9 protein-coding genes are annotated in these 11,659 nt (G+C 74.0%); 4 read left to right on the forward strand and 5 right to left on the reverse strand.

Annotated features, from left to right (window positions below; genetic code table 11):
• Positions 1-282 precede the first annotated feature (282 nt).
• Positions 283-1,467 carry an SPFH domain-containing protein gene (locus tag ACFXOZ_RS12415; protein ID WP_380589748.1) on the forward strand — a complete coding sequence of 395 codons (1,185 nt, stop codon included), beginning with the start codon at positions 283-285 and terminating at the stop codon, positions 1,465-1,467.
• On the opposite strand, the gene ACFXOZ_RS12420 is transcribed toward ACFXOZ_RS12415, so the two are convergent.
• From ACFXOZ_RS12420 to ACFXOZ_RS12430, 3 genes are all read right to left on the reverse strand, one after another.
• The gene (locus ACFXOZ_RS12420) at positions 1,464-2,696 is read right to left on the reverse strand and encodes an NAD(P)/FAD-dependent oxidoreductase (RefSeq protein WP_380589751.1); all 1,233 of its coding nucleotides are present in this window, start codon (positions 2,694-2,696) and stop codon (positions 1,464-1,466) included. The genes ACFXOZ_RS12415 and ACFXOZ_RS12420 overlap by 4 nt on opposite strands.
• 132 nt (positions 2,697-2,828) lie before the next feature.
• Positions 2,829-3,260: a nuclear transport factor 2 family protein gene (locus tag ACFXOZ_RS12425; protein ID WP_380522699.1), complete on the reverse strand. Its 432-nt coding sequence runs from the start codon at positions 3,258-3,260 to the stop codon at positions 2,829-2,831.
• A 7-nt stretch (positions 3,261-3,267) separates the two neighbouring features.
• On the reverse strand, positions 3,268-4,071 hold the full coding sequence (locus ACFXOZ_RS12430; RefSeq protein ID WP_380522698.1) for an MBL fold metallo-hydrolase: 804 nt from the start codon (positions 4,069-4,071) through the stop codon (positions 3,268-3,270).
• Positions 4,072-4,350: 279 nt separating this feature from the next.
• On the opposite strand from ACFXOZ_RS12430, the gene ACFXOZ_RS12435 reads away from it, so the two are divergent.
• Complete coding sequence (locus ACFXOZ_RS12435) at positions 4,351-7,446, forward strand: SpaA isopeptide-forming pilin-related protein (RefSeq protein ID WP_380589754.1); 3,096 nt, start codon at positions 4,351-4,353, stop codon at positions 7,444-7,446.
• A gap of 101 nt (positions 7,447-7,547) precedes the next feature.
• On the opposite strand, the gene ACFXOZ_RS12440 is transcribed toward ACFXOZ_RS12435, so the two are convergent.
• Together ACFXOZ_RS12440 and ACFXOZ_RS12445 are read right to left on the reverse strand one after the other, a co-directional pair.
• A complete protein-coding gene (locus ACFXOZ_RS12440; protein WP_380589757.1) occupies positions 7,548-8,129 on the reverse strand; it encodes a hypothetical protein in 582 nt (193 codons plus the stop codon).
• A 19-nt stretch (positions 8,130-8,148) separates the two neighbouring features.
• Positions 8,149-9,432 (reverse strand): MFS transporter, encoded by a 1,284-nt coding sequence (locus ACFXOZ_RS12445; protein WP_380589760.1) that lies wholly within the window; start codon positions 9,430-9,432, stop codon positions 8,149-8,151.
• A 100-nt stretch (positions 9,433-9,532) separates the two neighbouring features.
• On the opposite strand from ACFXOZ_RS12445, the gene ACFXOZ_RS12450 reads away from it, so the two are divergent.
• Together ACFXOZ_RS12450 and ACFXOZ_RS12455 are read left to right on the forward strand one after the other, a co-directional pair.
• Positions 9,533-10,627 (forward strand): DUF5937 family protein, encoded by a 1,095-nt coding sequence (locus ACFXOZ_RS12450; protein WP_375891674.1) that lies wholly within the window; start codon positions 9,533-9,535, stop codon positions 10,625-10,627.
• Positions 10,628-10,693: 66 nt separating this feature from the next.
• On the forward strand, positions 10,694-11,545 hold the full coding sequence (locus ACFXOZ_RS12455) for a PhzF family phenazine biosynthesis protein (protein WP_380522694.1): 852 nt from the start codon (positions 10,694-10,696) through the stop codon (positions 11,543-11,545).
• Positions 11,546-11,659 lie beyond the last annotated feature (114 nt).

Below are 11,659 nucleotides of genomic sequence, written 5' to 3' on the forward strand. Positions count from 1 at the left end.
ATGACCACCCGCCTGACCGCCAGCCCCGACAGAATCGGGCAATACCTCCGCCCGAAACCCTTCGCGGCAGCCTAAATCGGTATCGAACGCCCTCTGAGGGGCGGTTCGGAGGTGTTCGCGGCCTGGTGCTCGGAGCCGGTCGGCCGGGACGTCCGGGTGGTCGTGGTGGACGCGCTCTCGGCCCGCTCGGTGATCGTCGAGCTCCTGCCGTCCTAGGACGGCCCTTGAGGCGCGCGTCGCAATCCCGCAGGTCAGGTGGCCCAACAGGTCAGGTGGTCGATCATGTTCTTCTGGCACGTTCCCGCGCCCAACGAGGCGATGCTCATCTCCGGTTCCAAGCACCAGGCGCAGGACACCCAGTTCCGCATCGTCACCGGCCACGGCAGCCTGGTCCTGCCGGTCAAGCAGAAGGTCCGGATGCTCTCCCTGGCCCTCCGGGAGGCGGAGATCGCCGAGGACTGCGTCACCCAGCAGGGGATCCGGCTCACCGTGCGTGCGGTCTGCGTGTTCAAGGTCGGCGACGACGCCGTGTCGATCGCCAACGCCGCCCGCCGCTTCCTCTCCGAACAGGACCAGATGGAGGAGCTCGTCGGCCGGATCTTCGCCGGCCACCTGCGGTCGATCATCGGCGGGCTGACCGTGGAGCAGATCATCCGGGAGCGCAGCAGGGTCGCCCAGGAGGTGATGGCGGGCAGCCATGGCGAGATGGAGAAGCTGGGCATCGTGGTCGACGCGCTGCAGATCCAGGAGATCGAGGACTCGACCGGCTACATCGACAACCTGGCCGCGCCGCACGTGGCGGCCGTCGCCAGCCAGGTCCGGATCGCCCAGGCCAAGGCCGACCAGGAGGCCACCGAACGGGAGCAGCAGGCGGCCGCCCTCAAGGCCGAGTACGAGCGCGACACCGCGATCAAGCGGGCCGGCTTCCTCGCCGAGACGGAGCAGTCCAGGGCCCGCGCCGCCCAGGCGGGCCCGCTCGCCGAGGCCCGGGCCTCCCAGGACGTCATCGAGGAGCAGACCGCCCTCGCCCAGCGTCGGGCCGGGCTGGCGGCGCAGCAGTTGGAGGCGGAGGTGCGGCGCCCGGCGGACGCGGAGGCGTACCGGCAGCGGACGCTGGCCGAAGCCGCCCGTGACCGGGTGAAGTTCGAGGCGGACGGCAACGCCTACAGTGAGCGGGCGCTCGCCCAGGCCCAGGCGGACGCCAACACGGCCCGGGCGGACTCCCTGCGCGGCGGCAACCAGGAACTCATCGCCGCCAACCGGATCGTGGAGAACCTTCCGGCCCTCGCGGACGCGGCCGCCCGGGGCATGTCCGGAGCCGAACTCACCGTCCTCAACGGCAGCGACGGCGTCAACCAGATGGCGGCCGGCATCGTCAGCCAGGGCCTCGCGATCCTGCACTCCCTGCAACACTCGACGGCCGTGGCCGGCGACGGCAAGCCCGTACCCCGTCGCCCCGCGGCCTAGACGTCGGTGAGGGGGACGGTCGGGTCTGCCAGGCGGCCGGCGTCCACTTCGCGCCTGGAGACGATCAGTTCGCGGACCGGGTCCACCACGTCCCAGACGTTGACGTTCATCCCGGCGAGCACCCGGCCCCCGGAGAGCCAGAAGGCGATGAACTCCCGCCCGGCGACGTCGCCCCGGAAGACCACCCGGTCGTAGCCGCCGGGCTCGGCGTAGCCGACGTACTCCAGGCCCAGGTCGTACTGGTCCGAGAAGAAGTACGGGACCCGGTCGTAGACGGCGTCCGGCTGCCCCAGCAGGGCCCGGGCGGCGGTCTGCGGCTGGTTGAGGGCGTTGGCCCAGTGTTCGACCCGCAGGTGCCGGTCGAACAGCGGGTGGTAGGCGTTGGCGACGTCGCCGGCCGCGTAGACGTCCGGGTCGGAGGTGCGCAGGTGCTGGTCGGTCTTGATGCCGTTGTCCACCTCCAGGCCGGCGGCCTCGGCCAGTGCGGTGGCGGGGGAGATGCCGATGCCGACCACCACCGCGTCGGCCGCCAGCTCGGTGCCGTCGGCGAGCTTCACGCCGCTCACCGTGCCGTCGGCGCCGGTGAGTTCGGCGACATGCACGCCGAAGCGCAGGTTTACGCCGTGGTCGCGGTGCAGGTCGGCGAAGACCTGGGCGACCTCGCGGCCGAGCACCCGCAGCAGCGGCAGCTCCAGCGACTCCAGGACGGTGACCTCGGCACCCGCCGCGCGGGCCGCGGCCGCCACCTCCAGGCCGATCCAGCCGGCGCCGACCACGGCGATCCGGGCGCCCGGCCGCAGCACGGCCTTGATCCGGTCGCTGTCCTCGACCCGGCGCAGGTAGAGCACGCCGTCCTGGTCCGCGCCGGGCACCGGCAGCCGGCGCGGCGCCGAGCCGGTGGTCAGCAGCAGCTTGTGGTAGCCGATCTCGCCGTCGTCGGCGAGGGTCACGGTGCGGGCGGCCGGGTCGATCGCGACGACCGGGGTGCCGAGCCGCAGCGTGACGTCGTGCTCGGCGTACCACTGCGGCGGGTGGACGTGGAGCTTCTCCCGGGCCTCCTTGCCGAGCAGGTAGCCCTTGGAGAGCGGCGGGCGCTCGTACGGGCGCTCGTGCTCCTCGCCGATCAGCACGATGCCGCCCCGGTACCCGGCCCCGCGCAGGGCCTCGGCCGCCTTGGCGCCGCCCAGGGAGGCCCCGACGATCACGATCGGCCGTTCGCTGCCCGCCATGCCCGACTCCTTGCTCTCCGTGGACGATCCGGGCTCAGCCTGCCGCCGAACGGGTGGTGTGTCGAGACCGCGCCGGGCGCGCCGCGCCGCGCTCGCCCGAACGGGTGAACGGGGGGAGTTCGACGACGGGCCTCACGGCGTCGTCGCGTCCCTGACCAGCGCGGTGTCGGTGAACTGCTCGAAGCGGACGATCCGCCCGCCGCGTACGACGAAGTGGTGGGCGACCCGTACCGCGAGCGGTCGTCCGGTGGCCTTGTGGACGGCCGTGTAGCGGGCCAGGACCACCACGTTCTCGCCGTCCACCACGTACAGGTCGTCGTGAGCCGTCCAGTTGTCCCACTCGGCGGCCAGCCGCTCCATCACATTGGCGGTGACGCCCTTCGGGGTGCGGTAGGTGCCGGCCAGCGGGAAGCCGGCCATCTCGGTCCACTCGACGTCGTCGGCGAGGGTGCTGCGCAGGGCGGCCAGGTCGCCCCGGGCGGAGGCCAGGTACTGGCGGCGCACCACGTCGGCGGGGGCGGCGGACTCGGCGAAGCCGGCGACGTCCCTGGGGATCTCGATCATCGCGCGCTCAACCCCACGCCATCTCGCCCATGGCGACCTTGGTGCCGATGTCGACGGCGATCCGCAGCCCGAGGTCCGGGAAGCGCCGTTCCAGCGCCTCCTTCGCGGCGGCGGCGTCCGCGGCCCGGCCCAACTCGGTCTCGAAGGCCCGCAGGTAGGCGCGGGTGTGGTCGAGGGCGTTGAGGTCGGTGGGCGCGTCGGCGACCCGGTGGCCGGCCGCCAGCCAGGTCGGGTGGAGGGCCTCCATGCCGTCCAACAGGTCGATCCAGGCGGCCCGTTGGGCCGCGGTCGGGGTGTCGGCCGTCCACACGTGCAGGCCCTCGAAGAGCAGCACCCCGCCGAGCACCGCGCGGTGGTGGTGCTGCCACAGGTAGTGCCGGTCGGGGAGGTGGAAGTCGGCGCCGCGCAGTTCGAACCGGTGGCCCTCGAAGACGATCTCGTCCCCGGTCAGCACCTCCGGCCGGACCAGCCGGGTCGGCAGCTCGGGGCCCAGGTGCGACCAGGCGCGCAGCTTGGACTCGTAGGTGTCCTGGATGTGCTGGACGGTCGAGGCGGTGGCCAGGAAGCGTGCCCCGGGGAAGGCGTCCTGGAGCTCCTGGGCGCCGAAGTAGAAGTCCGGGTCGCCGTGGCTGACGAAGACGGTGGTCAGCCGCTTGCCGCTGGCGCGCACCCGCTCGACCAGCCGGCGCCCGTCGGAGCGGGTGAACCCCGCGTCCACCAGCAGCGCGTCGTTCGGTCCGGTGACCAGGACGGCGGTCTTGTTGAGCGAGCTGTCGGGGGCGTCGATGATCTCGAAGTCGAGTGCACTCATGCTTCTGGGTCCCTCCTCGGGCCGGGCACGCCTCGTCGCCAGCATCCCTGCCGGAACCGGCCCGCGCATGCCGGGAAAGCTGATCGGGTGCTCTGTGGGCGGTGCTCGGAGGACATCCCGTGCGCGTCGCCGGTCGCCCCGGCCGCGCCCCAGGAGACTGCCAGGGCCCCATCGTGTTCACGTCATGAGAGGACCGAGGTGAAGCCCAGTCAGAGACCGGCGGCCCCGACCACCGGCTGGAGACGCCGACTAGGCAAGGCGATGAGTTCCGCCCTGGCCTTGACGCTCGTACCCTTCGCCATCTCGCTCGTCGCACCCACCCAGGCCTCGGCGGCCGGCCTGCCCGGCGGGCTCGGGCCCTGCCTGGGCGCGGACTGCCCGGCCCCGTTCCCCCCGGTCAACAACGGCCCCTTCGCGGGCCGCGACGCCGGGATCAACATCTTCGTCGGCGGCGACTTCAACGTCGGCGGCTCGGCCGCCGAGGCCGAGGGCCACGTGGTGACCCTCGGCAGCTTCTCCCAGAACAAGGCCGCGGGAGCCAGCTCCGGGTACAACATCGGCATCGTCGGCGTCGGCTCCCGGGTGCCCCCGCCCGACGGCGCGGACTTCCTCACCGCCGGCGGCAACGTCACCGTCGCCCCCGGCCAGCGGCTCCTGGCCGACGGCGGCGTGGTCCGCTACGCGGGCACCGCCACCGGCACCATCACCGGGACGACGGTCCAGGACGCCCAGGCCGTCACCGCCTACACGCCGCTGCGCGGCCAGTTGCAGTCCGCGAGCGAGTGCTACGCCGGGGTCGGCACGCCCCGCCCGGCCACCGGGACGGCCGTCAACCAGGGCTACCAGACCCTGTTCACCGGCGACGGCAGCTCCGCGCTCCAGGTCTTCAACGTCGACTTCGACCTGGTCGGCAACGGCGGCGGCGCCCAGGGCGTCGCCTTCGCCAACATCCCCGCGAACGCCACGGTGCTGGTCAACCTCACCGGCGGCGCCCGCACCATCAACACCTTCAGCGGCAGCTTCGACGACAACGACCCGTGGAACCGGCTGCGCCCGCGTCTGCTGTGGAACTTCCCGACCGCGAGCACCGTCACCCTCACGGGCTCCGGGCAGTTCCAGGGCAGCGTGCTGGTCGGCAACCCGGCCAGCACCAGCACGATGAACCTGCCCGGCCTGAACGGGCGCTTCTTCACCACCGGTTCGCTGCTGCACAACTCCGGTTCCGGCATGACCGGCACCGAGTTCCACGCCTACCCCTTCAACGGCGACCTGCCCGACTGCGGCAGCCCGCCGATCTCGACCGCGTCGACCAGCGTGACCAAGGTCGACTCGGTGACCTCGCAGCCGCTGGCGGGTGCGGTGTTCCAGCTGTGGCGGGAGACCAACGGCGTCGCCGGCCTGCAGACCACGGGCACCACCCCGGACACCAAGGTCGGTGCCCCGTGCACCACCGGTCCGGACGGCCTCTGCTCCGTCAGTGACCTGCCGCTGGGCACCTACTACTGGCAGGAGACGGCGGCCCCGCCCGGCTACGACCTGCCGCAGCAGCCGGTGACGACGGTGGTGCTGGACACCAACGGGCAGACCGTCCCGGTGACCGTCGCCGACACCAAGAGCCCGGTCGTCGAGACCGCGTCGACCAGTGTGACCAAGGTCGATTCGGCGACCTCGCAGCCGCTGGCGGGTGCGGTGTTCCAGTTGTGGCGGGAGACCAACGGCGTGCCCGGCCTGCAGACTTCGGGTGCGAACCCGGACACGGCGGTCGGTTCGCCCTGCACCACCCCGGCCTCAGGCGTCTGCTCGGCGACCGGCCTGCCGCTGGGCACGTACTACTGGCAGGAGACGGCCGCCCCGGCCGGGTACGACCTGCCGCAGCAGAACGTGACCGAGGTCGTGCTCGACACCAACGGGCAGAACGTCGGCGTGACGGTGGCCGACACCAGGACGGCGGCCCCGACCGCCTCCACGACCGTCACCAAGGTCGACTCCGCCACCGGGCAGCCGCTGGCCGGTGCGGTCTTCCAGCTGTGGCGGGAGACCAACGGCGTTCCCGGCCTGCAGACCACCGGGGCCAACCCGGACACGGCCGTCGGCTCGCCCTGCACCACCGGGGCGGACGGCGTCTGCGCGGCGCACGGCCTGCCCCTGGGCACGTACTACTGGCAGGAGGTCTCCGCGCCCAACGGCTACGAGCTGCCCGACCTGAGCGTGACCACCGTGGTGCTGGACGCCAACGGGCAGACCGTCCCGGTGACCGTCCAGGACACCAAGACCGTCGCCCCGACCGGTTCGACCTCGGTGACGAAGGTCGATTCGGCGACCTCGCAGCCGTTGGCGGGTGCGGTGTTCCAGTTGTGGCGGGAGACCAACGGTGTGCCCGGCCTGCAGACGACCGGCGCGAACCCGGACACGGCGGTCGGTTCGCCCTGCACCACCCCGGCCTCGGGCGTCTGCTCGGCCGACGGCCTGCCGCTGGGCACGTACTACTGGCAGGAGACGGCCGCCCCGGCCGGGTACGACCTGCCGCAGCAGCCGGTGACGACGGTGGTGCTGGACACCAACGGGCAGAACGTCCCGGTGACCGTCAAGGACTCCAAGACGGTCACGCCGACCGGTTCGACCTCGGTGACGAAGGTGGACGCCGACACGGGCAAGCCGTTGGCGGGTGCGGTCTTCCAGCTGTGGCGGGAGACCAACGGTGTACCGGGCCTGCAGACCACCGGGGCCAACCCGGACACGGCCGTCGGTTCGCCCTGCGTCACGTCCGACACCGGCGTGTGCTCGGTGACGGGTCTGCCGCTGGGGACGTACTACTGGCAGGAGACGGCCGCCCCGGCCGGGTACGACCTGCCGCAGCAGCCGGTGACCACGGTGGTGCTGGACACCAACGGGCAGAACGTCCCGGTCACCGTCAAGGACCGGAAGACGGCCGCGCAGACCGGGAAGACCACCGTCACCAAGGTGGACGCCGACACGGGCAAGCCGTTGGCCGGAGCCGTCTTCCAGCTGTGGCGGGAGACCAACGGCGTGCCCGGCCTGCAGACCACCGGGGCCAACCCGGACACGGCGGTCGGCCCGCTGTGCGCGACCGACGTCAACGGCGTGTGCTCGGCGGACAACCTCCCGCTGGGGACGTACTACTGGCAGGAGGTCGTCGCTCCCCCCGGGTACGAGCTGCCGCAGGACGCGGTGTCCACGGTCGAACTGACCAAGGACTGCCCGTGCGTGGAGATCACGGTCGCGGACAGCAAGTGTCCGCCGGAGCCCTGCCCGCCGGAGCCGTGCCCGCCCGAGCCGTGCGACCCGCCGGACCACCCGTGGGGGCCGAACGCCGACCGCATCCCGGTGCCCGAGGTCCACGGGGGGCGCGCCTGACGGACCGCCCCGCGCGTGAGCGCCTGACCTGACGACGTGGCCGGAGGAGCCGAGGACGGCGCCTCCGGCCACCGGCGTGCCCGGCGGTCGGTGCCCGGCCGTCAGTGCCTGGTCCAGAGGGTGAGGTCGCTGCTGGTGGCCACGGCCAGGGTGCGGCCGGTGGGGGAGAAGCCGGCAGTGCGGAAGGTCGACCAGGAGGAGTGGAAGACGTGCCACCAGGTCTCCCCGTGCTGCCCGCCCCGTTCGGGCGCCGTGCCGCCGACCAGCAGCACGCGGTGGTGCGGCCACTCGGGCGCCGGGACGTCGACGGACCAGCCGTCGTCCGTCCCGCTGTGCAGGCCGCCGCCCCACAGGCCGGCCACCGGGATCCGCAGGCTGGCGACCGGGCCGAGGCCGGGGCAGGAGAGGTCCGGGCCGTCCGGGTCCTCCTCCGGGTCGTACTCGCGCTCCAGCTTCTCGCCCGTCACCGCGTCGAACAGGCCGTGCCCGCTGCTGGAGACGGTCAGCACCAGGTCGTGCCCGGTGTCGGGGTGGACGGCGAAGCCGATTCCGAGCAGCCCGCCGACCGGGACGATCCCCCGGCCGACCTGCCGCCACGACGCCGGCGGGGGGATCACCTCGGCAGCCAGGATCCGGTCGCGGAGCTGCTGCTGGAAGGGGGTCAGGACCATGCGGATGATCATCCCACCGACGGTCGGGGCGCTACTCCTCCGTACGGGACAGCCGCAGCAGCGCCAGTGCCCCGACCGCCGTGGTCACCGCCAGCCCGCCCCACAGCAGACCCGGCCCCGCGGCCAGCAGCGCCGTCAGCACCGCCGGAGCCGCCGCCCGGCCGACCCCCATCGACAGCTCCCAGCGGGCCAGCGCCCGCCCCAGCAGGTGCGGCGGCGCGATGGCCGCCACCAGGGCCGTACCGGAGCCGGTGTAGAGGATCTCGCCGAGCGTGTACAGCACGGACACCAGCACGATGCCCACCGTGCCCGGGACCCCGCCCAGCGACCCGGCCGCCCAGAAACCCAGGTACGACAGGCTCAGCGTCGCCCCCGCGGCCGCCAGCACCGACTGCCGGGAGCGCTTCGCCAACCGCAGCACCAGCGCCAGCTGCAGCGCGATCACCAGCACGGTGTTGCCCACGAACACGCCCGAGGACCAGGCCGCGGAGGCGTGCAACTGGAGCACCAGCAGCGCGGGCAGCGCCACCTCCAGCACGTCGAAGCAGAACGCGTACGGCAGGTTGGCCAGGCTCAACAGGGTGATCCGGCGCAGCGGTTCCCCGCCGTCCCCGGCCTCCCCGGCCCGCTCCGCCACCGTCTGCGGCGCCCGGACCCGCAGCGAGGCCACCAGGGCGGCGGCCAGCAGGCTGGCCGTGCCCGTCAGCCCGGCCAGCACCCGGATGGTGTCCGTCCCGCCGGCCACCGCGACCGTCGCCAGCAGGGCGCCCGCGCCCATGCCCGCGTTGCGCAGCGAGCGCCCGGCGGCCAGCGCCGCGTCCCGCAGCCGGCCCTCGGTCAGGGTGCTCACCACGGCGGTGTGGGTGGTCGGCCAGGACTGGCTGCCGATGCCGAACAGCACCGCCGCCGCGGTGAACAGCGGCAGCCCGTCCGCGGCGAGCAGGACCAGCGCGCCCGCCGCCCGCAGCAGCAGGGTGACGGCGGCGGGCAGGGTGCGGGCGCCGGTGTCGATCCAACGGCCGGTCAGCGGCACCATCACCAGTCCGGCGACCATCCCGGCCGACAGGGCCAGGCCGACCGCCCCGGCGGGCAGGTGGAGCATCCCGACGCCGTACAGCAGCAGGAACGGGCGCAGCATGCCGCCGCCCACCGCGTCGACGGCGACGGCCGCCGCGTACCGGGGGCCGCCGGCGGCGGTCAGCAGGCCCAGCAGCGCGGACGGGCCGCCCCGGCCGGTGCCGGTCGGCGGTGCGGGCGGTTCGGTGGTGGGGACGGAGGCGGTGTCGTGGCCGGACTTCTCCTGGATCGGGCTCATGGCCGGTACGGTCCGCCCAGGTGGCGCCGCGTGTCGCGTGGATTGACGGTTAGCGTCAATCGGCGTGGGAGGGGGCGCCGCGGGATGACAGGATTTGATCGTGAGTGTGACCATCGACATCACCGGCCTGCCCGAGGAGCGCCTGCTCTTCGCGCCCTCGCCGCTCGCCGAGCTGAACGCCATGCTGCACGTGCTCGCCGAGCCCGCGCACCACCCGGCGTTGCAGGGCTGGGCGGCCTCCACCACCACGGCGATCCCGCCGGAGCTGTCCGAGCGGCTGCTGGAGGCGGACTTCCTCTGGCGGTCCTCGCGGGCCGACTTCCTGGTGCCCGGTCAGCCCGCCGCCACCCTCGCCGAGGAGCTCGACGCCGTCGACCGGGTCGACGACGAGCTGTACGTGACCGCGGCCCTGATCACCACCTGCGGCTCCTCCCGGCTCAACCGGCGGACGGCCTCCCCGCTCAGCGACCCCGCCGCCAACGAGCGCGCCCGCGAGCTGGCCCTCGCCCGCGGCCCCCGGCAGGCGGCCTTCGCGGACCGGCTGCTCGCCGACCCGCCCGCCGTCCGGGCGCTGGTGCGCCGGATGCTGGAGGACTGCGAGTCGGCGTTCTTCGCCGACGCCTGGCAGCGGGTCCTGCCCGGGCTGGCCGCGGACTCCCGGCACAAGGCCGACCTGCTCGCCCGCCGCGGCCTGGCCGAGGCCATCGGCGCGCTGTCGCCGTCCGTCGGCCTGGACGAGAGCGGCGGGCGGCGGCGGATCGTCATCGACAAGCTCCAGGACTCCGGCACCAGCGGCACCGACGGCAACGGGGTCACCTTCATCCCCACCGCCTTCGGCCGCCCCCACCTGCTGGCGGTGCACGCCCCGGGCTGGCGGCCGGTCCTGCAGTACCCGGTGGCCGAGGCCGGGCTGCCCGAGCCGGTCTCGCTCGCGCTGGTCCAGCAGCGGCTGGAGGCGCTCGCCCACCCGATCCGGCTGCGGCTGGCCCGCACCATCGCCCGCGGCCCGCACACCACCGGCGAACTCGCCGCGGCCTGGCAGTTGAGCGCCCCCGAGGTGTCCCGCCACCTGGCGGTGCTGCGCAAGGCCGGGCTGCTGGTCACCGAGCGGCGCGGGCGGTACATGCTCTACCAGCTGGACCTGTCCGGCAGCGCCCGGCTCGGCGCGGACTTCCTGGAGGCGGTGCTGCGGTGAGCGGGCCGTACGTGAACGGGGGGGGACGGCGGGAACAGCGGGCGGCCGGAACACGTTCGTCCGGTCATGACCGACGACGCTCCTGAGATCCTCCGCTACGCCGCCTTCGCGATCCGCCCCGAGGGCGGCAACCCCGCCGGCGTGGTGCTCGACGCCACCGGACTGACCGCCGAGCGGATGCTCGCCGTCGCCGCCGAGGTCGGGTACTCCGAGACCGCCTTCCTGACCCCGGGCAGTGAGCAGGGCGCCTACCACGTGCGGTACTTCAGCCCGCTGCTGGAGGTGCCGTTCTGCGGGCACGCGACGGTGGCCGCCGCCGTCGCGGTCGCCGAGCGGTCCGGCCCGGGCCGCTACGTGTTCGGCACGGCGGCCGGGGACGTCCCGGTCGAGGTCGAGCGCGGCGCCGACGGCCTGCGGGCGACGCTCACCAGCGTCGAGCCGAAGGTCGAGGAGGTGCCGGCGGCGGACGTCGAGGAGGCGCTCGCGCTGCTCGGCTGGTCGGCCGCCGACCTGGACCCGGCGCTGCCGCCGCGGATCGGCTACGCGGGCGCCCGGCACCTGGTGCTGGCCGCCGGCACCCGCTCCCGACTGGCCCGGCTGGACTACGACTTCGACGGGCTGGCCGCGTTCATGAACGCCCGCGACCTGGTCACCCTGCAGCTGGTCTGGCGCGAGGCCCCCGAGGTCTTCCACGTCCGCGACCCGTTCCCGGTCGGCGGCGTGGTCGAGGACCCGGCCACCGGCGCGGCCGCGGCCGCCTTCGGCGCCTACCTGCGCGAGCTGGGCGCGGTGACCGCCCCGGCCGTGCTGACCCTGCACCAGGGCGAGGACCTCGGGCGCCCGGGCGTGCTGCGGGTCGAACTGCGGGCGGAGGACACCCGGGTGCGGGTCTCCGGCACGGCGGTGGCGATCCCGTAGTGCCTCGGCGCCGAGGGGGAGGGGAGAGGTCCTCCCCCACGGCGCCCCCGCTCAGGACCGGGCGGCGAGCCGCGCCGCCCGGCCGTCCACGCCCCCGTCGACCGTCGCCGCGTC

The sequence above is a fragment of the Kitasatospora sp. NPDC059160 genome, from assembly GCF_042755465.1.
In the GTDB taxonomy this organism is placed as follows: Bacteria; Actinomycetota; Actinomycetes; order Streptomycetales; family Streptomycetaceae; genus Kitasatospora.